At 71.6% G+C, this 19,704-nt stretch carries 22 protein-coding genes; 16 read left to right on the top strand and 6 right to left on the bottom strand.

Annotated features, from left to right (window positions below; genetic code table 11):
* Positions 1–27: 27 nt before the first annotated feature.
* A complete protein-coding gene (locus tag R2B38_RS09055) occupies positions 28–192 on the bottom strand; it encodes a hypothetical protein (protein WP_019067731.1) in 165 nt (54 codons plus the stop codon).
* A gap of 223 nt (positions 193–415) precedes the next feature.
* On the opposite strand from R2B38_RS09055, the gene R2B38_RS09050 reads away from it, so the two are divergent.
* From R2B38_RS09050 to R2B38_RS09035, 4 genes are all read left to right on the top strand, one after another.
* Positions 416–1,639 (top strand): NYN domain-containing protein, encoded by a 1,224-nt coding sequence (locus R2B38_RS09050; RefSeq protein WP_318015762.1) that lies wholly within the window; start codon positions 416–418, stop codon positions 1,637–1,639.
* A 152-nt stretch (positions 1,640–1,791) separates the two neighbouring features.
* Positions 1,792–2,763 (top strand): ABC transporter ATP-binding protein, encoded by a 972-nt coding sequence (locus R2B38_RS09045; protein ID WP_318021618.1) that lies wholly within the window; start codon positions 1,792–1,794, stop codon positions 2,761–2,763.
* Between the two features lie 94 nt (positions 2,764–2,857).
* Entirely contained in the window at positions 2,858–3,685 is an 828-nt protein-coding gene (locus R2B38_RS09040; RefSeq protein ID WP_318015761.1) for an ABC transporter permease, read from the top strand.
* A gap of 34 nt (positions 3,686–3,719) precedes the next feature.
* The gene (locus R2B38_RS09035; RefSeq protein ID WP_318015760.1) at positions 3,720–4,460 is read left to right on the top strand and encodes a DUF2567 domain-containing protein; all 741 of its coding nucleotides are present in this window, start codon (positions 3,720–3,722) and stop codon (positions 4,458–4,460) included.
* Between the two features lie 484 nt (positions 4,461–4,944).
* Here the strand turns inward: R2B38_RS09035 and ybaK are convergent, their stop codons facing one another.
* From ybaK to R2B38_RS09015, 4 genes are all read right to left on the bottom strand, one after another.
* Positions 4,945–5,445 (bottom strand): Cys-tRNA(Pro) deacylase, encoded by a 501-nt coding sequence (ybaK, locus tag R2B38_RS09030; RefSeq protein WP_318015759.1) that lies wholly within the window; start codon positions 5,443–5,445, stop codon positions 4,945–4,947.
* A 15-nt stretch (positions 5,446–5,460) separates the two neighbouring features.
* The gene (locus R2B38_RS09025; RefSeq protein WP_318015758.1) at positions 5,461–6,204 is read right to left on the bottom strand and encodes an LON peptidase substrate-binding domain-containing protein; all 744 of its coding nucleotides are present in this window, start codon (positions 6,202–6,204) and stop codon (positions 5,461–5,463) included.
* An 11-nt stretch (positions 6,205–6,215) separates the two neighbouring features.
* Entirely contained in the window at positions 6,216–7,349 is a 1,134-nt protein-coding gene (locus R2B38_RS09020; RefSeq protein ID WP_411978431.1) for a hypothetical protein, read from the bottom strand.
* A 140-nt stretch (positions 7,350–7,489) separates the two neighbouring features.
* Complete coding sequence (locus tag R2B38_RS09015) at positions 7,490–9,067, bottom strand: oxidoreductase (RefSeq protein WP_318015756.1); 1,578 nt, start codon at positions 9,065–9,067, stop codon at positions 7,490–7,492.
* 170 nt (positions 9,068–9,237) lie between these two features.
* On the opposite strand from R2B38_RS09015, the gene hisD reads away from it, so the two are divergent.
* From hisD to R2B38_RS08965, 10 genes are all read left to right on the top strand, one after another.
* The gene (gene hisD, locus R2B38_RS09010) at positions 9,238–10,560 is read left to right on the top strand and encodes a histidinol dehydrogenase (protein ID WP_318015755.1); all 1,323 of its coding nucleotides are present in this window, start codon (positions 9,238–9,240) and stop codon (positions 10,558–10,560) included.
* Positions 10,557–11,666 (top strand): histidinol-phosphate transaminase, encoded by a 1,110-nt coding sequence (locus R2B38_RS09005; RefSeq protein WP_318015754.1) that lies wholly within the window; start codon positions 10,557–10,559, stop codon positions 11,664–11,666. Before hisD ends, R2B38_RS09005 begins: the two co-directional genes overlap by 4 nt.
* Complete coding sequence (gene hisB, locus R2B38_RS09000; protein WP_043675308.1) at positions 11,663–12,256, top strand: imidazoleglycerol-phosphate dehydratase HisB; 594 nt, start codon at positions 11,663–11,665, stop codon at positions 12,254–12,256. Before R2B38_RS09005 ends, hisB begins: the two co-directional genes overlap by 4 nt.
* The gene (locus R2B38_RS08995) at positions 12,253–12,417 is read left to right on the top strand and encodes a hypothetical protein (protein ID WP_019062288.1); all 165 of its coding nucleotides are present in this window, start codon (positions 12,253–12,255) and stop codon (positions 12,415–12,417) included. The genes hisB and R2B38_RS08995 overlap by 4 nt, the downstream gene beginning before the upstream one ends.
* Complete coding sequence (gene hisH, locus R2B38_RS08990) at positions 12,408–13,064, top strand: imidazole glycerol phosphate synthase subunit HisH (protein ID WP_318015753.1); 657 nt, start codon at positions 12,408–12,410, stop codon at positions 13,062–13,064. Before R2B38_RS08995 ends, hisH begins: the two co-directional genes overlap by 10 nt.
* Entirely contained in the window at positions 13,064–13,792 is a 729-nt protein-coding gene (gene priA / locus R2B38_RS08985; RefSeq protein ID WP_318015752.1) for a bifunctional 1-(5-phosphoribosyl)-5-((5-phosphoribosylamino)methylideneamino)imidazole-4-carboxamide isomerase/phosphoribosylanthranilate isomerase PriA, read from the top strand. Before hisH ends, priA begins: the two co-directional genes overlap by 1 nt.
* Positions 13,789–14,199, top strand: coding sequence for a RidA family protein (locus R2B38_RS08980; protein WP_033284491.1), 411 nt, complete (start codon positions 13,789–13,791; stop codon positions 14,197–14,199). The genes priA and R2B38_RS08980 overlap by 4 nt, the downstream gene beginning before the upstream one ends.
* Positions 14,196–14,951, top strand: coding sequence for an imidazole glycerol phosphate synthase subunit HisF (gene hisF, locus R2B38_RS08975; RefSeq protein ID WP_318015751.1), 756 nt, complete (start codon positions 14,196–14,198; stop codon positions 14,949–14,951). Before R2B38_RS08980 ends, hisF begins: the two co-directional genes overlap by 4 nt.
* Positions 14,952–15,073: 122 nt before the next feature.
* Entirely contained in the window at positions 15,074–15,661 is a 588-nt protein-coding gene (locus tag R2B38_RS08970; protein ID WP_318015750.1) for a helix-turn-helix domain-containing protein, read from the top strand.
* Positions 15,662–15,684: 23 nt separating this feature from the next.
* Positions 15,685–17,058 carry an MFS transporter gene (locus R2B38_RS08965; RefSeq protein ID WP_318015749.1) on the top strand — a complete coding sequence of 458 codons (1,374 nt, stop codon included), beginning with the start codon at positions 15,685–15,687 and terminating at the stop codon, positions 17,056–17,058.
* A 40-nt stretch (positions 17,059–17,098) separates the two neighbouring features.
* On the opposite strand, the gene R2B38_RS08960 is transcribed toward R2B38_RS08965, so the two are convergent.
* The gene (locus tag R2B38_RS08960; RefSeq protein WP_318015748.1) at positions 17,099–17,734 is read right to left on the bottom strand and encodes a TIGR03085 family metal-binding protein; all 636 of its coding nucleotides are present in this window, start codon (positions 17,732–17,734) and stop codon (positions 17,099–17,101) included.
* A gap of 82 nt (positions 17,735–17,816) precedes the next feature.
* On the opposite strand from R2B38_RS08960, the gene hisI reads away from it, so the two are divergent.
* Positions 17,817–18,212, top strand: coding sequence for a phosphoribosyl-AMP cyclohydrolase (gene hisI, locus R2B38_RS08955; protein ID WP_318015747.1), 396 nt, complete (start codon positions 17,817–17,819; stop codon positions 18,210–18,212).
* A gap of 11 nt (positions 18,213–18,223) precedes the next feature.
* Complete coding sequence (locus tag R2B38_RS08950; protein WP_318015746.1) at positions 18,224–19,702, top strand: anthranilate synthase component I; 1,479 nt, start codon at positions 18,224–18,226, stop codon at positions 19,700–19,702.
* Positions 19,703–19,704: the final 2 nt, after the last annotated feature.

Here is a 19,704-nt window from a genome sequence, read left to right as displayed (position 1 = left end):
GTCGTTCAACAACCCTTAAAGCAGGCCTCAGTTGTGACCGAAGCGCTTCTGCTTGCCCTTGCGGGCCATGTCGCTCGGCGTCGCCTGGGATATGCGCTGTTCGGCCTGTGCCTCCATCGAGGACGACGTGGCCTGCTCCTGGGCGCGCTCGGACTGCGGCTGCTTGCGGTCACGGTGCTTGTTCTTGGCCATGGTGATCTGCCTCCTGAGGGGATCTAGGGGCCAGGGCCGCGACCAGATTCACATAGCCTGACGAAGAACGCATTTCGGATAATTACCGTGTGTGACATGGTTGGTGCGAGAGAGCAGCCCCGAAACGCCACGCCGAAGATCGAGTTCGGGCCGTTAACCCCTGCGCGGTCGGGCAGACTCGAAGCAAGCCCGAAGTGAACCGACCGGGAAGAGGGTGAGTCGCGTGGACCGCTGCATCGTCCTGGTGGACGCCGGGTACCTGCTGGGGGCGGCGGCAAGTCTCCTCGCCGGAGAGCCCTCGCGTTCCAGGATCACCGTCGATCACGCCGCCCTCATCCAGGGCCTGCGCGAGCGCGCCGAGTCCGACACGGAACGACCCCTGCTGCGCATCTACTGGTTCGACGGCGCCCCCGACCGCGTCCCCCAGCCCGAGCACCGCAGGCTCCGCGTGATGCCCCGCGTCACCGTCCGCCTCGGCGCCCTGACCCGCAGCGACGGCCGCTGGGCGCAGAAGGGCGTCGACGCCGCCATGCACGCCGAGCTGACCGAGCTGGCCCGCAACCGCGCCTGCTCCGACGTCGTCCTCGTCACCGGCGACGGCGACCTGCTGCCGGGCATGATGGCCGCCAAGGAGCACGGCGTCGCCGTACACCTGTGGGCCGTGCAGGCCGCGGACGGGGACTACAACCAGTCCGAGGACCTGGTCGCCGAGGCCGACGAGCGGCGGGTGCTGGACCGGACCTGGATCACCAAGGCCGTACGGGCGAAGGATCTCGGCGGGGTGTGCGCGCCGCCGCCCGTGCCGCGGCCGGAGATCGCCGCGATCCTGTCCGCGCCGCTGCCCGAGTCCGCGCCGGCCGCGCGTGAGCGGCCGGCCGAGGAGAGCGAGCACGCGACCGCCGAGGCCGGCTCCGAGAACGGCTCGCAGGAGCGGGTGCCCGCGCCCAAGGGCGTGCCCACCCCGAAGGACCTCGCGAGCCTGAAGGCCCCCGGTGCCGCCGCGCCCGCGCAGCAGCCCGCGAGCGCGACCCTGCGCTGGTCCTCCGACAAAGGGTGGGTCGACCGGCCGGGCGGCGCCACCGAGCCGCCCGAGGTCGCCTCGATGCCGACGCTCGCGCAGCTGACCACCGCCGAGCAGCGCTGGGCCGACCGCGAGGAGGACATCACCACGGTCGGCGGCGACCCCTACGAAGTGGGCCAGGTCTTCGCCCGCCGCTGGATGGGCCGCCTCGGCGACCACGGCAGCCACCTGCAGAAACTGTCCGGGATGTACCCCCGCGTCCCGCACCGCATCGACGGCGAACTGCTGCGCTACGCCGCCCGGTTCGGCCTCCTCGCGCACAAGGACGACCAGATCGACGAGCACGACCGGTACGCGATCCGGGCCGGTTTCTGGCGCGAGATCGACGTACGGACGGCCGCGGAGCACGCGCCCGCCGGGGAGTGAGCGGAGCCGGCCGGGCCGCGTGCCGGCAGGACGGCTTTACCGGCGATTGTGCCGTTCTCGACCGACCCGCGAACGGGCGGGGCTCCCGGACCCCGTAGTCTCGTCCCGTGAGTACGCGCGCGGGACAGGCACTTCGACACGGTGATGATGTCGTGTGTGCGGTGCGCGGGCTCAGCAAGACCTATCCGGCGGTGCGCGGACGGCGCGGTGCGCCGGGAACCCCCGAGGTGCGGGCCACCGACGACGTGACCCTCGACATCCGCCGGGGCGAGATCTTCGGACTGCTCGGCCCGAACGGCGCCGGCAAGTCCACCCTCGTACGCCAGCTGACCGGGCTCATGCGGCCCGACGCCGGCAGCGTCGAGATCCTCGGCCACGACATCGTCCGCCACCCCGAGCGGGCCGCGCGGATCCTCGCCTACCTCGGCCAGGAGTCCTCCGCCCTCGACGAACTCACCGTGTCGCTCGCCGCCGAGACCACCGCCCGGCTGCGCGGCCTGGACCTGCGCGAGGCGCGGGCCGAACGGGACGCCGTACTGGACGAGTTGGGGCTTACGGCCCTTGCCGGGCGGCCGCTGAAGAAGCTGTCCGGTGGGCAGCGGCGGCTGGCGTGTGTCGCCGCCGCGCTGGTCGGGGAGCGGTCGCTGCTGGTGCTCGACGAGCCGACCACCGGGATGGATCCGGTGGCGCGCAGGGCCGTGTGGTCCGCCGTCGACCGGCGCCGGGCCGAGCGCGGGTCCACCGTGCTGCTCGTCACCCACAACGTCATCGAGGCCGAGACCGTCCTCGACCGGGTCGCCGTCCTCGACCAGGGCAAGGTCATCGCCTGCGACACCCCCGCCGGGCTCAAGGAACAGGTCGCGGGCGAGGTGCGGGTCGAGCTGGTGTGGCGGGAGAAGCCGCCGCTGGACGTCCCGGAGGTCGCCGCGCTGCGGGACCGGGCCGTCGAGTCCGGCCGCCGCTGGACGCTCAGGCTGGCCCCCGAGGAGGCCCGGGTGGCCGTCGCCACGGTGACCGGCGGGGCGGCCTTCGCGGCCCTCGACGACTTCACCCTGGCCACGCCCAGCCTGGAGGACGTGTATCTGACGCTGGGCGGGAACGCGCAGGGGCTGGTGAAGGCATGAGTGCACGGGCCGTCGTATCCGTATGGGACAGGGCGAATGTCGTTGTATCCCTAGGGGACAGGACGACTTCCGGCGTCGAGAGGAGCAGCGCGACGTGACTGTCGTATCCGCCGATGTTCTGCCGAGTGGTCCCCTGGCCGTGCCGGAGGCCGCCGATGGTGGCGCGGCCGAGCTGGGGCCGAAGGCCAGGCTGTGGCCGTCCATGGCCGCCGTGTACCGGGCGCAGCTGTCCCGGGCGCGGGTCGCGCGGATCCCGCTGCTGTTCGTGGCGACCTTCCAGTCGGTCGGCATCCTGATCATGATGCGCGGGGTCGTCGACGGCGGGAGCCACGACGCCCAGTTCGTGGTCGCCGGCTCGTCCGTGCTCGTCGTCGCCTACGTCGGGCTCAACCTCCTCGCGCAGTACTTCGGGCAGCTGCGCGGCAGCGGCGGGCTCGACCACTACGCCACCCTGCCGGTGCCGCCCGCGGCCGTGGTGCTGGGCGCGGCGGGGGCGTACGCCTCCTTCACCGTGCCGGGGACCGTGCTGACCGCCGTCTTCGGGTGCGTGCTGTTCGGGCTGCCGATGGGGAACATCTGGATCCTGGCTGCGGTGATCCCGCTCGCCGGGGCCGCGCTCGCCGGACTCGGGGCGGCGCTGGGGCTGCTGGCGCCTCGGCCCGAACTCGCCACGCTGCTCGGGCAGTTGGGGATGTCTGCGGCCCTGTTGCTGGGTGTGCTGCCCGCTGACCGGATGCCGGACGCGGTGCGGTTCCTGCGGGATCTGGTGCCCTCGACGTACGGCGTGGAGGCGTTCGCGCAGACGTTCGGGGCGCATCCGGACTGGGCGCTCGTCCTCGGTGACCTCGCCGTATGCGCCGGGGTCGGGGTCGTTTCGCTGGCCGTCGCCGCCTGGGCGTACCGTCGGGCTGCCGTCCGGTGACGCGCCGCACAGCCGGGCCTGGCACGATGGCAGAGTGACCGCACCGCTGACTCCGCCTCCGCCGCCGCGTGACCAGTCCCCGCACGATGCGTGGCAGCCGCCGGGTGACCCCGATTCCCCGGATTCCCCGGGTGCCACGGACGCCCCCGGAGACCCGGGGGCCGGGTATCCCGTGTACGCCCCGCAGGAAGCGTCCTACGGGGCGGACGGGCCCGGGATCAAGACCGAGCTGATCGAGGCCGTGGTCGTCACCGTCGCCTCGGCGGTCGCTGGGGTGTTGCTCGGGGTGCTGTGGTGGTGGCTTGCGCCGCATGTTCCGCTGGTCGGGGACGTGGTCGACAAGAGCTGGGTCGTCTACCTCAAGGACTCCGAGGGTGAGCAGGCCGTGGGGGTGGACGGAACGTTCACTCTGCTTGCCGTCGCCTTTGGGGTCGTGAGCGCGCTTGTTGTCTTTCTGCTGCGGCGGCGTGGGGGAGTGCCGCTGGTCGCCGCGCTGGCCCTGGGTGGGTTGCTCGCCGCGTTCATCGCGTGGCGGCTGGGGATGTGGTTCGGGCCTACCAAGGATGTGCTCGCGCACGCCAAGGCTGTGGGTAAGGGGGTTACGTTCTCCGCGCCGCTGAAGTTGGGGGCGAAGGGGGCGTTGCTGGCCTGGCCGGTTGCCGCGCTGGTCGTTCATCTGGGGCTGACGGCGTTGTTCGGGCCCCGGGATCCTGAGCCGGGGTATGTGCAGCAGGGGGTTGGACCTACGGATGGGTACGGGGCTCCTCTGTCCTAGGTTTTCTCGCCCCCGCCGCCCCTACCCGTCCCATCCCCAGGGGCTGCCGCCCCTTCCGCCCCGCCTGGGGGCTGCGCCCCCAGACCCCCTTCGGCCTGAACGGCCTCGTCCTCAAACGCCGGGCGGGCTGGATGTGGCGGCCCGCGTCGAGAAGTTGCAGCCCCTCGAGGAACGCCCGTCCTCAAACGCCGGGCGGGCTGGATGTGGCGGCCTGTGTCGAGAAGTTGCAGCCCCTCGAGGAACGCCCGTCCTCAAACGCCGGGCGGGCTGGATGTGGCGGCCTGTGTCGAGAAGTTGCAGCCCCTCGAGGAACGCCGGACGGGCCGCGTTCCTCGCCCGCGTTCAGAAGTCACGCCCGCCCGAAACGCCTACGCCGGCCTCCGCCCGTGGTTCGCCCTGTGCTTTCTGATGCGCCACTTTCGTTTCCGCGTTTTCTTCGACATGTCTCTTCCTCTTAACCGAGGACAGGGACGGCGTCGAGGGGTCACGCACGGCCGATGGGGGCCAGTACCGCGGCGGTGAGGGTTTTCAGGTCCTCGGGGGAGAGTTCGACCTCCAGGCCGCGGCGGCCGGCGGAGACGCAGATCGTGGGGTGGGTGGTGGCCGAGGCGTCCAGGACCGTGCGGAGTTTTTTGCGCTGGCCCAGGGGGGAGATGCCGCCTCGGACGTAGCCCGTGGTGCGTTCGGCGAGGGTGGGGTCGGCCATCGTGGCGCGTTTGCCGCCTACGGCTGACGCGAGCGCCTTCAGGTCCAGTTGGCCTGCCACCGGGACCACGGCGACCGTCAGGGCGCCGTCCACGTCCGCCAGCAGGGTCTTGAAGACCCGGTCCGGGGAGACGCCCATCGCCTCGGCCGCCTCCTCGCCGTAGGACGGGTGGGAGGGGTCGTGGTCGTAGGCGTGGAGTTCGTACGGCACCCCCGCGGTCGTCAGGGCGACCGTCGCCGGGGTGCCGCCCGACTGCTGCTGTTTCTGCTTCTTGGCCATCAGGGAACTCCCGCGTCAGTTCAGGCTTGTCGGGCCTCGGGTCAGGTCCGATGCCGGTAGGGAGGGCAGGTTACGGATGATGGCCGTCTCGGAGCGAAGGAGTTTCAGTTCGTCGCGCAGGCGGGAGGCGGTGTCGGGGGCCTGGAGGAGACGTTGTTTCGTGCCCGTGTCGAGCATCATGGCCGCCGCCACCAGGTAGGAGACCACCGCCGGCTCGTCCGGGAGTTCGGCCTCGCCCGTGGACAGGGTGCGTTCGCGGGCGCCCGCCAGGCGTTTCTGGTACTGGCGGAACGCGCGTAGCACGCCTTCGGCCAGCGCGCCCGCCTCGTCGCCCTTCTCCTCGGGCAGCTCCTCCAGCTCGGCCGTCAGGAACGGGCCCGAGGCGTCCACGGAGAGCAGGCGCATGCGGGTCGTGCCGGTGGCCAGTACCTCGAAGGTGCCGTCGGCGCGTTCGCGGATCGTGGCCGCGTCTGCGACACAGCCCACCGAGTGGAAGGCCTTGAGCGGGTCGGGGCTGAAGCCGGCGGCGGGCCCGCGTTCGGGCACGGCCGTCTGGTCGGGCATGCCCGGGGCGGTCGATGCCACCTCGTGGCCGTCGCGGATGGCCACGACGGCGAATCGGCGCGAATCCTCCTCAGGGGTCTTGAGCAGATCGCGCATCATGGCGCGATAGCGCTCCTCGAAAATGTTCAGAGGAAGCACGAGCCCCGGGAACAGAACCGAGTTCAGGGGGAAGAGCGGCAGCCGGACGGTGGTCACGGCGCAAAAGCCTAATGGTCGCCGGAGCGGGCACGTCCGCCGTGCTCACTCCGTGGATACCCGGGTGCGTCCTCGAACGCCCACGGCTGGGTTGGAATCGCCCGCAGGGCCTGGGGAATGGGGCCGCCCAACGGCAGTTCCGAGGCCACCGCTATCCGTATGCCGTCCCGGACTTCGAGGAACTGGCCGAGCGGGTCGTCGGATATCCGGTCCCAGGGGAACGACGTGGCGTACGGGCCGATCAGCCGGAGCTGGTCCAGCGCGTCCGTCCAGCGTTCCAGGCGGATGAGGACGTAGGCCAGGAGGTTGCGGACCTCTGCGGGCCACGGGTCCGCCGCCGCGTACGTGGCCGAGAGGGCGATCGCCAGGTCGGCCGCCGCGTCCAATCGGGCGCGGGGGACCGTGGGAGCGCAGCCGTCGGTCAGGCACGCGAAGGCCGCGCGGACCGGCAGGGCCTGGACGAGCGAGCCGGGCAGGGCGTCCTGCGCGGCCGGTTCGGCGAAGTCGAAGCACTCTCGGTGGGAGCAGCGGGCGGTGTGGGGCGTGTCGCCCCACTGCGCGCAGCAGGCCGTGGACAGGTACTGGAGGGCGGCCACATGGCAGCCGTAGTGGTGCGGGGAGCGGCGGACCGCCTCGCCCCACAGCCGTTCGAACTCCGCGTGCCCGGCGTTCGTGCCCCGCGCCCGGTCCAGCGCGATCCGCCACGGCACCGGGTCGCGCGGCTCGGCCTCGGCCGCCGCCGTGATCAGCGGGCACAGCTCGCGGAGCAGTTCGGCGCGGGCCGGCGACTCCCAGCCGCGGTCCATCGCCAGCTGGGCCGTGAGGAGAAGCGCGTCCGGGTTCCGCGGGGCGGCCGCGCACCAGTCGTCCAGCCACTCCGGGCGGCTGCGGGCGAACGCGGCGAGCCGGCGTGTGTGGCGGTCGCGGTCCTCCCACTCCGCCGACGCGCGCGTGGCGGCCAGCAGCTCGGAGGCGGGCCCGTACTCGCCCCGTCCGGCCGCGACCAGCGCGGGGCCGAGCCGGTCGTCGGGGGCGTCGAGGAGGACCTCGTCGTCGGCCGGCAGCCCGGCGGCGAGCCGCGAGGTGTTCCTTGCCATCCGGGCGGTGCGGATGAACGCGCGCAGCAGAGCCATGGTGTCGACCATTGAAAGACCGCCGATCCGGAGTGCGCCAGACCGTTTGACCACCCGGCTGAAAGTTGTACGCGCCTCGGTCAAGCCCAGGTAAAAGGTGACTGTTGCTCAACTGTTCGAGTGCTGTGCGCGCGGGCTCCGGGAGGACGGTCCTAGCCGCGTCTGAGCAGCCGTGTGGCGCCCGCCGCGACCGTCGTGGCAAGGATCCACCCCAGCAGGATCAGCGCCACCGACAGCCACTGCCAGCCGCCGTGCAGCTGCCACTGGCCCGCCTGCCCCAGGTCGATCACCGGCAGCAGCAGGTCCAGCGCGAACAGGGCGGGGCTCCACGGCGGGTGCCCGGTGCTGTTCACCGGCGCGTGGTCGGCGTGTGCGAAGGCCAGCGAGCTCGCCGCCCACAGCACCGCCATCCACACGGCGGCCCGGCCCGGCCGGTACCCGTAGGCGACCGTCCAGTCCTGCACGAACCCCCACACCTTGGCCGCGATCGGCAGGCTCTCCCGGCGCCGTCGCTGCTTGGCGAGCAGCACCTCGCGCGCGTCCTCGTCCTCACCGGCGTCGCGCAGCACGGTCGCGAGCCGCTCGTACGGCTCCGGGGCGTACTCGGCGGTCGCCGCGGCCACCCAGTCGAGGCGCGCGTCCAGCGGGAACGGGCCCTGCGGTACGAGGTTCTCGTACGTGAAGCCGCCCATGTGGAGGTTGCCCGGGCCCGGCCAACTGCCCGCCCCGTCGATCAGGTTGACCACCCGCGCCCCCGACAGCACCACCTTCCCGCGCTGCGGCTTCTCGCCGAGGAAGCGCAACTCCGGTGCCTGGACGCGCAGGAGGGAGAGCTCCTGGTCGTCCGTGAAGGTGAACCGGGCCCGCTCCAGGTCCACCGCGTCCCCGAACCGGCCGTCGTCCAGCCGCACCCCGCCCTGGCACGAGAAACGCTGAATGCGCGTCCCGCGCGCGGGAGTCGTGCCGCTCAGCCAGGGGCCGCCGACGCCCGCCGGGGTGAGGTACAGGGTGCGGCCCACGGTCAACTGGGGCGCGTTCAGGGCGAGTCGGCCGTACGGGTTCGCCAGCCGGGCGCCGCGCAGGCTCAGCGAGACGCCCACCTTGGCACTGCGCAGGCTCAACTCGCCGTGTGACTCCAGGAGTTCGGCCTGCAGATCCTGGCCCACGGTCATCCCGTCGGCGGCGATCGAACGGCCGGTGCGGTCCCGGTAGACGATCGCCTGGTTCAGCAGCAGATCGGTGCCGATGTGCGCGTCGGTCAGCCGTACGCCGTTGTGGAAGCGGCAGCGCGGCAGATGCAGGTCACCCTCCGTGTGCACCCGCGCCGCCTCCAGCCGCGGCACCGAGCAGTTCACCAGCCGTACGGTCTGGAAGCGGGCCTCGGGCAGCAGCACCTCCCGCTCGAAACGGCAGCCCTTCAGCTCGACGTACGGCGTGACGGTGCCGCCCGCCAGGTCCAGGACGCCGCTGATCTGCACGCCGGTGAGTTTCAGGGAGGACACCCGGCCCGACAGCGCGGGCGGGCCGTCGAGGAGCAGCCAGCACACGAACCGCGCCCGCACGGTCCGCTCCGGGCCCCACGGATGTCCGCCGTGCGGATCGTCGACGACACTGTCGCCGCTGCTCAGGTCGTACACGCTGCCATTGCGGAAGGCCTGCCACATACCGGCCTCGGCGGCGGTCGCATCGTCCGGCACATCCCCCGCGCGGATGCCGGCACCCTCGGTCACTGCTCTTTCATCCCTCTCAACTACTCACGGGTTTCGCACAGCTGTTCATGCCCGCTCCGTGACGCCCGGAACACTAGACGTGAAGGGGATCTTCCGGGTTCCGGCCACGTTCTGTATCAGCCATTGATATGCGTGAGCGGCCCTCGATCGCCGTCTGAGAGAATTGGCGCGTGATCTCCCGAATCGATCTGCGCGGCGACGCCCTCCCCGAGGGACCCGCCCTGCGCGACCTGCTGCCCCGAGCCGACTTCGACGTCTCGGCCGCCCTGGAGAAGGTGCGTCCGATCTGCGAGGCCGTGCATCATCGGGGTGACGCGGCGCTGATCGACTTCGCCGAGAAGTTCGACGGCGTACGCCTTGAGCAGGTGCGGGTCCCGGCGCAGGCGCTCAGCGACGCACTGGAGCAGCTCGACCCGGAGGTGCGCGCGGCCCTGGAGGAGTCCATCCGGCGCGCCCGGCTCGTCCACCGCGAGCAGCGCCGTACGACCCACACCACGCAGGTCGTGCCCGGCGGCACGGTCACCGAGAAGTGGGTGCCGGTGGACCGGGTGGGGCTGTACGCCCCGGGTGGCCGGTCCGTGTACCCGTCGTCCGTGATCATGAACGTGGTGCCTGCCCAGGAGGCCGGTGTCCCGTCCGTCGCGCTCGCCTCGCCGCCGCAGGCCGAGTTCGGAGGCCTGCCGCACCCGACGATCCTCGCCGCCTGTGCGCTGCTGGGCGTCGACGAGGTCTACGCCGTCGGCGGTGCCCAGGCCGTCGCGATGTTCGCCCACGGCACCGAGTCCTGCGCCCCGGCCAACATGGTCACCGGGCCCGGCAACATCTGGGTCGCCGCCGCCAAGCGCTACTTCACCGGCAAGATCGGCATCGACACCGAGGCCGGCCCGACCGAGATCGCGGTCCTCGCCGACGACACCGCCGACCCGGTGCACGTCGCCGCCGACCTGATCAGCCAGGCCGAGCACGACCCGCTCGCCGCCGCCGTCCTGGTCACGGACTCCGTGACGCTCGCGGACGCCGTCGAGAAGGAACTCGAACCCCAGGTCGCGGCCACCAAGCACATCGAGGACCGGATCGCCCCGGCGCTGGCCGGCCGGCAGTCCGCGATCGTCCTCGTCGACGGCATCGACGAGGGCCTGCGGGTCGTCGACGCGTACGGCGCCGAGCACCTGGAGATCCAGACCGCGGACGCTCTTGAGATCGCCAACCGAGTGCGGAACGCGGGCGCGATCTTCGTCGGACCCTGGGCGCCCGTCTCCCTCGGCGACTACGCGGCCGGCTCCAACCACGTGCTGCCGACCGGGGGTTGCGCCTGCCACTCCTCCGGGCTCTCCGTGCAGTCCTTCCTGCGCGGCATCCACATCGTCGACTACACCCGCGACGCCCTCGCCGACGTGGCGCATCACGTCGTGACGTTGGCGGAGGCGGAGGACCTGCCCGCGCACGGCGCGGCGGTCAAGGCAAGGTTCGGTTGGAAGGTGCCCGGCAAGTGAGCTTCGGAATCGACGATCTTCCCGTACGGGACGAACTGCGCGGCAAGTCCCCTTACGGCGCGCCCCAGTTGGACGTGCCCGTACGGCTGAACACCAACGAGAACCCCTACCCGCTGCCCGAGGCACTGGTCGAGCGGATCGCCGAGCGGGTCCGTGAAGCCGCCCGCGATCTCAACCGCTACCCCGACCGGGACGCCGTAGAGCTGCGCACCGAGCTGGCCAACTACCTCACGAAGACCGGGAGTCACCGGGTCGGCGTCGAGAACGTGTGGGCGGCCAACGGCTCGAACGAGGTCATCCAGCAGCTGCTGCAGACCTTCGGCGGGCCCGGCCGTACCGCGATCGGCTTCGAGCCGTCGTACTCGATGCACGCGCTCATCGCGCGCGGCACGGGGACCGGGTGGATCTCCGGGCCGCGCAACGAGGACTTCACGATCGATCTCGCCGCCGCCGAGCGGTGGATCGCGGAGAACAAGCCCGACGTCGTGTTCGTCACGACCCCCAACAACCCCACGGGCAACGCCGTTCCGCCCGAGACGGTCCTCGCCCTGTACGAGGCCGCGCAGGCCGCCAAGCCGTCGATGGTGATCGTCGACGAGGCGTACGTCGAGTTCAGCCACGGCGACTCGCTGCTGCCGCTGCTCGAAGGTCGGCCGAATCTCGTCGTCTCGCGGACCATGTCGAAGGCGTTCGGGGCGGCCGGGCTCCGCCTCGGCTATCTCGCCGCGCACCCGGCCGTCGTCGACGCCGTCCAACTCGTACGGCTGCCTTACCACTTGTCGGCCGTCACGCAGGCGACCGCGCTGGCCGCCCTGGAGCACACCGACACACTGCTGGGGTATGTCGAGCAGCTGAAGTCCGAACGGGACCGGCTGGTGGGCGAGTTGAAGGCCCTCGGATGTGAAGTCGTCGAGTCCGACGCGAACTTCGTGCAGTTCGGGCGGTTCGCGGACTCGCACACCGCCTGGCAGAAGATCCTCGACCAGGGCGTCCTGGTCCGGGACAACGGCATCCCGGGGTGGCTGCGGGTCTCCGCCGGAACCCCCGAAGAGAACGACGCGTTCCTCGACGCGGTCCGTGAGTTGATGAAGGAGCAGAGCACATGAACCGCGTAGGACGGGTGGAGCGGACGACCAAGGAGACGTCGGTCCTCGTCGAGATCGATCTCGACGGGCACGGCAAGGTCGACGTGTCGACCGGGGTCGGCTTCTACGACCACATGCTCGACCAGCTCGGCCGGCACGGTCTGTTCGACCTCACCGTGAAGACCGAGGGCGATCTGCACATCGACTCGCACCACACCATCGAGGACACCGCCCTCGCGCTCGGCGCCGCCTTCAAGCAGGCGCTCGGCGACAAGGTGGGGATCTATCGATTCGGGAACTGCACGGTTCCGCTCGACGAGTCCCTCGCCCAGGTCACCGTCGACCTCTCCGGCCGCCCGTACCTCGTGCACACCGAGCCCGAGAACATGGCGCCGATGATCGGCGAGTACGACACGACGATGACCCGGCACATCCTGGAGTCCTTCGTCGCCCAGGCCCAGATCGCGCTGCACGTGCACGTGCCGTACGGGCGCAACGCGCACCACATCGTGGAGTGCCAGTTCAAGGCCCTCGCCCGCGCCCTGCGCTACGCCTCCGAGCGCGACCCGCGCGCGGCCGGCATCCTCCCCTCCACGAAGGGCGCGCTGTGACCGGCCTCTCCAGCCTTCTGATCGTCGTCGGACTCTTCCTCCTCGGCGGGGTCTACTCCTTCGTCAAGCAGAAGATGCCGGCGAGCCTCATCGTGCTGGTCTCCATCGGCGCGGCGATGTGTCTGGTCGCGGGGGTCATGCGGTTGGCGGTGTGGAGTTGAGCGCGGGGAACGCCTCCAAGAAGGTCGTCGTCTTCGACTACGGCTTCGGGAACGTCCGTTCCGCCGAGCGTGCTCTCGCGCGCGCGGGTGCCGAGGTCGAGATAACGCGTGACTACGACAAGGCCATGAACGCGGACGGCCTCCTGGTGCCCGGTGTCGGTGCCTTCGCCGCCTGCATGCAGGGCCTGAAGGAGGCGCGCGGGGACTGGATCGTCGGGCGCAGGCTGGCCGGTGGGCGCCCCGTGATGGGCATCTGCGTCGGCATGCAGATCCTGTTCGCGCGCGGCATCGAGCACGGCGTGGAGACCGAGGGCCTGGACGAGTGGCCGGGCTCCGTCGAGCCGCTCCAGGCCGAGATCGTGCCCCACATGGGCTGGAACACCGTGGACACCCCGGCGGGCTCCCAGCTCTTCGCGGGCCTCGACGCGGACGCGCGCTTCTACTTCGTGCACTCCTACGCCGTCCACGACTGGTCCCTCGAAGTCGTGAACCCGGCGATGCGCGCCCCCCTGGTGACCTGGTCGACGCACGGCAAGCCCTTCGTGGCCGCCGTGGAGAACGGCGCCCTGTGGGCCACGCAGTTCCACCCCGAGAAGTCCGGCGACGCCGGAGCGCAGTTGTTGAACAATTGGATCGGAACCCTCTGATGCCTTCGAAGCTCGAACTCCTCCCCGCCGTGGACGTCCGCGACGGCCAGGCCGTCCGCCTGGTGCACGGCGAGTCCGGGACCGAGACCTCCTACGGCTCCCCCCTGGAGGCCGCCCTCGCCTGGCAGCGCTCCGGCGCCGAGTGGCTGCACCTCGTCGACCTGGACGCCGCGTTCGGCACCGGCGACAACCGCAAGCTCATCGCCGAGGTCGCCGGCGCCATGGACATCAAGGTCGAGCTGTCCGGCGGCATCCGCGACGACGACACCCTCGCCGCCGCCCTCGCCACCGGCTGCACCCGGGTGAACCTCGGCACCGCCGCGCTGGAGACCCCGGAGTGGGTCGCCAAGGTCATCGCCGAGCACGGCGACAAGATCGCGGTCGGCCTCGACGTACGCGGCACGACCCTGCGCGGACGCGGCTGGACCCGTGACGGCGGCGACCTCTACGAGACGCTGGATCGCCTCAACTCCGAGGGCTGCGCCCGGTACGTGGTCACCGACATCGCCAAGGACGGCACCCTCCAGGGCCCCAACCTGGAGCTGCTGCGCAATGTCTGCGCGGCGACCGACCGCCCGGTCGTGGCCTCCGGCGGGGTCTCCTCGCTGGACGACCTCCGCGCCATCTCCGAGCTGGTCCCCCTCGGCGTCGAGGGCTCCATCGTCGGCAAGGCCCTGTACGCGAAGGCGTTCACCCTGGAAGAGGCCCTGGAGGCGGTGGCCCGGTGACCGAACTACGACGCGTCGCGACCGGCGCCCCCTGGGAGGACGCCTTCGGCTACTCCCGCGCGGTGGAGCTGCCGAACGGCCTGGTGCTGGTCTCCGGGTGCACGTCGATAGTGGACGGCGAGATCGCCGGGGGCGGTCCCTACGAGCAGACGGTCAACGCGTTCAACGTCGCGTTCTCGGCGCTGGAGCAACTGGGTCTCGGCCCCGCCGATGTGGTGCGCACCCGTATGTACATCACCCATGCCCGGGACGTTGAGGACGTGGGCCGCGCCCACAAGGAACTCTTCGACGCGATCCGCCCCGCCGCCTCGATGATCATCGTGTCCGGCTTCGTCGACCCGAGCCTGGTCGTCGAGGTCGAGGTGGAGGCGTACCGCTCCGGTGCAGAGGGCGGAGGTTCGGCATGACGTTGGCCGTACGAGTGATCCCCTGCCTGGACGTCGACAACGGCCGGGTCGTCAAGGGCGTCAACTTCCAGAACCTGCGCGACGCGGGCGACCCCGTCGAGATGGCCAAGGTCTACGACGCCGAGGGCGCCGACGAGTTGACCTTCCTGGACATCACCGCGTCCTCCGGCAACCGCGAGACGACGTACGACGTGGTCCGCCGCACCGCCGAGCAGGTCTTCATCCCGCTCACGGTCGGCGGCGGCGTCCGCACGGCCGAGGACGTGGACAAGCTGCTGCGGGCGGGCGCGGACAAGGTCGGCGTCAACACGGCGGCGATCACGCGGCCCGAGCTGATCCGGGAGATCGCGGAGCGGTTCGGCAGGCAGGTGCTGGTGCTGTCGGTGGACGCGCGGCGGACCGACAGCGGGTCCTTCGAGGTCACGACCCACGGCGGCCGCAAGGGCACCGGCATCGACGCGGTCGAATGGGCGCACCGGGCGGCCGAGTTGGGGGCGGGGGAGATCCTGCTCAACTCGATGGACGCGGACGGCACGAAGGACGGTTACGACCTGGAGATGATCGCGGCCGTACGCAAGCACGTGACCGTGCCGGTCATCGCCTCCGGGGGCGCGGGCAAGCTCGCGGACTTTCCGCCAGCGGTGGCGGCGGGGGCGGACGCGGTGCTGGCGGCTTCGGTCTTCCACTTCGGGGATCTGCGGATCGGCGAGGTGAAGCAGGCGTTGCGGGAAGCGGGTCACCCGGTGCGGTGATGTCCGGTGCGGTGACTCCGTAGAGGTGCTGTAAGCCCCGGCTGCCTGGTGGTCGGGGCTTACTTGTGGGCAGATGCGAAAGAAATATTGCGCAACTTTTCTTTTGTATCTACGGTGAAGGCATGCCGAGCAAGGAGAACCGCCGGATCACGGACGTGGGCACGCTGAAGGCGCTCGCGCACCCGCTGCGGGCGAACCTGTACCGGATCCTCTCCGTGGCCCGGATCGCGACCGCCTCACAACTCGCCGACCAGGTGGACGAGGCCGTCTCACTGGTCAGCTACCACCTGCGCAAGCTCGCCGACCACGGTCTGATCGAGGAGGCCGAGCCGCAGCGCGCGGACGGCCGGGAGCGCTGGTGGCAGCTGTCGTCCCCCGGCGTGAGCATCAAGGACGCGGACTTCCGGGACGCCCCGGAGAAGGCGGCGGTCCACACGGCGGCGGCCCGTCTCTTCCATGAGCAGCGCGCCGACCTCTACCGGCGTTACCTGGACGCGCGCGCGGCCTGGGGCCCCGACTGGAACACCGCCGCCCAGGACAGCGAGTCCTGGCTGCGGCTGACCCCGGCCGAACTGACCGCGCTCGGCGAGGAGTTGCTCGCGGTCGTCAGGAAGTACGAAGCGCGCGGCCGGGACGCCGAGACCGCCGGCGACACCGAAGAGCGCGAGAACGTCGCGCTGCACATGTACGGCTTCCCGTTCCGCGTCTGAGCCCCCGGAGAGGATGAACTCCCGTGTCCGCCACGCTCATAGCCACCGGCCCGGTCACCGGCAGACCCGCCCACCGCGACCCCAACGTCCTGCGCTGGCTCGGTGCGTACACGGCGTCCATGGTCGGCGACAGCGTGTACTACATCGCCCTGTCCTGGGCGGCCGTACAGCAGGGCTCGCCCGCGCAGGCCGGGGTCGTGATGGCGGTCAGTGCCGTGCCGCGGGCCCTGCTGATGCTGGGCGGGGGAGTGGTCGCCGACCGGTTCGGGCCGCGCCGGGTGGTCATCGGGAGCGACACGGTGCGCTGCGCGGCCGTGCTGGCGGTGGCCGCGCTGCTGTTCCTGACGAGCCCGGGGCTGTGGCCGCTGGCGCTGCTCGCCGTGGTGTTCGGGACGGTCGACGCGGTGTTCATGCCGGCGGTGGGCGCACTCCCCGCGCGCGTGACGAGCCGTGACCAACTCGCGCGCGTGCAGGGCATGCGGGGCATCGGCATCCGCTTCGCGAGCATCGTCGGCGCCCCGCTCGGCGGCCTCGGCGTCGCGATCGGCGGCGCGGCGGCGGCGTTCGCGCTCGCCGGGCTGCTGATCGCGGTGTCGGTGCCGCTGCTGATCTCCGTACGGATGCGGGAACTGCCGGCCGACGCCAAGGCCGACGCGCTCGGCGGCGCCGGCGATACGGATGCCGCCGCGGGCGGTCGTGGCCCGGCGCCCGGCGCAGGTGCCGTAATCGCGGCCGACTCCGAAGCGCGGGGCGCCCCCGTCCCCGACAAGGCCGACGCCCGCCCGGCATCCCCTGTCGACGACCTCCGGGCCGGCCTGCGCTACATCCGCGGCCACCGCGTCCTCGCCCCGCTGATGCTGGCCATCGCGCTCGGCGACCTCGGTTTCGTGGGCCCGCTCAACGTGGGCCTGACCCTGCTCGCGGACGAGCGCGGGTGGGGTGCGTCGGGCATGGGCTGGGTGCTCTCCGGCTTCGGGGCCGGCGCAGGGGCGGCGGCCCTGCTGCTGACCGTGCGGGGCCGGCTGCCGCACGCGGGGTGGCTGGCCGGCTGCTCGATCGTCGCGGGCTCCGTCGCCATCGGCGCCCTGGCCTTCGTCCCGAGCGTCCTCGGGGCGGTCGGGGTGGCCCTGCTCATCGGGCTGCTCGCCGGCCTCAGCGGCGCGCTGTGCGGGGCCTTGCTGCAGACTCAGGCCGATCCCGCCTACCTCGGCCGCGTCACCGCCGTGTCCAGCCTGGTGAGCCTCGGCTTCGCCCCGCTGAGCATGCCGCTGTCGGCCGCCGCGATCGGGGCGTGGGGCACCGGCCCGGTGTTCGTCGGCAGCGCGGTGGTCTGCGGGCTGGGCGGGGTCGTAGCGCTGTGCGTGCGGGACCTGCGGCGGGCCGAACTCCCCGGCTGACCCGCCCAGTTGACGACCGGCCCGCCCTGCGGGTGCGGGCTCAGATCCCCAGCTGCTTGGCCTCCTGGAGCTTGGCGATCGCGTTCTCGTCGCCGTCCAGCTCCACCTTGGCCACGCTCTGCCGTCCGTGCGCGAACAGCAGCAGCTCCGAGGGCTCACCGGTCACGGTCACGACTGGCGCCCCCTTGTGGGCGACCGCCGTCTGCCCGTCCGGGCGGCGCAGCACCAGCCCGGTCGGCGCGGTGCGGCCCATCAGCCGGGCCATGCGCTCCAGACGGGACCACAGGGCGTCCTGGAACACCGGGTCCAGCTCGCGCGGCGTCCACTCCGGCTGAGCCCGCCGTACGTCCTCCGTGTGGACGTAGAACTCGACCGTGTTGGACGCCTCGTCGAGCTGCTTGAGCTGGAACGGCGAGAAGCGCGGCGGGCCCGTACGGATCAGCTGGATCAGCTCCTCGTACGGCTTCGCCGCGAACTCCGTCATCACCCGCTCCAGCCGCGGCGCGAGCTGCTTGATCATGATGCCGCCGGCGGCGTCGGCACGGCGCTCGCGCACCACGACGTGCGCGGCGAGGTCACGGGTCCGCCACCCCTCGCAGAGAGTCGGGGCGTCCGGGCCCGCGGTCTCCAGGAGATCGGCGAGAAGAAGTCGTTCACGCTTGGCGAAGGTCGACATACCGTCAGCCTACGACCGCCGCCCAAGTCCGCACAGTGGACGCCCGGCCAGGACTGTCAGTGGGGCGCGGCACAATGGCCCCATGACCAGCACGCCCCAGCGCAACAACCTCGACCCCGAGATCGCCGCCCGCCTCAAGCGCAGCGCCGACGGGCTCGTCCCCGCGATCGCCCAGCAGTACGACACCGGTGAGGTGCTCATGCTCGGCTGGATGGACGACGAGGCGCTGCATCGCACCCTGACGACGGGCCGCTGCACGTACTGGTCCCGCAGCCGCCAGGAGTACTGGGTCAAGGGCGACACCTCCGGCCACTTCCAGCACGTCAAGTCCGTCGCCCTGGACTGCGACGCCGACACGGTCCTCGTGAAGGTCGACCAGGTCGGCGCCGCCTGCCACACCGGCGCCCGCACCTGCTTCGACGCGGACGTGCTCCTCAAGGACGGCGGCGATTCCGACACCCCCGCCTCGGATCAGTAGGGTCAGCCGCCATGGACCTCGAGACGTTCCGCAAGCTGGCCACCGACCGTCGCGTCATTCCGGTCACCCGCAAGCTCCTCGCCGACGGCGACACCCCGGTCGCGCTCTACCGCAAACTGGCCGCGGAGCGCCCCGGCACCTTCCTCCTGGAGTCCGCGGAGAACGGCCGCTCCTGGTCCCGCTATTCGTTCGTGGGCGTGCGCAGCGCCGCCACCCTCACCGCCCGCGACGGCCAGGCCCACTGGCTCGGCACCCCGCCGGTCGGCGTCCCGGCCGACGGCGACCCGCTCGCCGCCCTGCGCGCCACCATCGAGACCCTGCACACCCCCCACCAGGAGGGCCTGCCGCCCTTCACCGGCGGGATGGTCGGCTATCTCGGCTACGACATCGTCCGCCGCCTGGAGAAGATCGGCCCGGGCGAGCGCGACGACCTCAAGCTCCCCGAGCTGACCATGCTCCTCACCAGCGACCTCGCCGTGATGGACCACTGGGAGGGCTCGGTCCTGCTGATCGCCAACGCGATCAACCACAACGACCTCGACACCGGTGTCGACGAGGCCCACGCGGACGCGATCGCCCGCCTCGACGCCATGGAGGCGGACCTCTCCCGCGCGGTGGCCCAGCCGCCCGCCCAGCTCCCGCCCTCCGAGCTGCCCGAGTACACCGCGCTGTGGGGCGGCCCCGACTTCAAGGAGGCCGTCGAGGACATCAAGGAGCGCATCCGCGCGGGCGAGGCATTCCAGGTCGTCCCCTCCCAGCGCTTCGAAACCCCGTGCACGGCAAGCGCGTTGGACGTGTACAGGGTCCTCCGGGCGACCAATCCGTCCCCGTACATGTACCTGTTCCGCTTCGACGGCTTCGACGTGGTCGGTTCGTCCCCCGAGGCCCTCGTCAAGGTCGAGGACGGCCGCGCGATGGTCCACCCGATCGCCGGGACCCGGCACCGCGGCGCGACCCCGCAGGAGGACCAGGCCCTCGCCGACGAGCTCCTCGCCGACCCCAAGGAGCGTGCCGAGCACCTCATGCTGGTCGACCTCGGGCGTAACGATTTGGGCAGGGTCTGCGAGCCCGGCTCGGTCGAGGTCGTCGACTTCATGTCCGTCGAGCGGTACTCCCATGTGATGCACATCGTCTCGACGGTCACCGGCCGCGTGGCCCCCGGCCGTACCGCCTTCGACGTCCTCACGGCCTGCTTCCCGGCCGGCACCCTCTCCGGCGCGCCGAAGCCCCGCGCGATGCAGATCATCGACGAACTGGAGCCGTCCAGAAGGGGGTTGTACGGCGGCTGCGTCGGTTACCTGGACTTCGCGGGCGACTCCGACACCGCCATCGCCATCCGTACGGCCCTGCTCCGCGACGGCACCGCCTACGTCCAGGCGGGCGCCGGCATCGTCGCCGACTCGGACCCCGAGATGGAGGACCAGGAGTGCCGCAACAAGGCGGCGGCGGTCCTGCGCGCCGTGCACACGGCGAACCGGCTCGGGCAATAGGA

The organism is Streptomyces sp. N50, from assembly GCF_033335955.1.
In the GTDB taxonomy this organism is placed as follows: Bacteria; Actinomycetota; Actinomycetes; order Streptomycetales; family Streptomycetaceae; genus Streptomyces.
The sequence above is the reverse complement of the archived record's forward strand: the minus strand, read 5'-3'. Positions and strand labels throughout refer to the sequence as shown.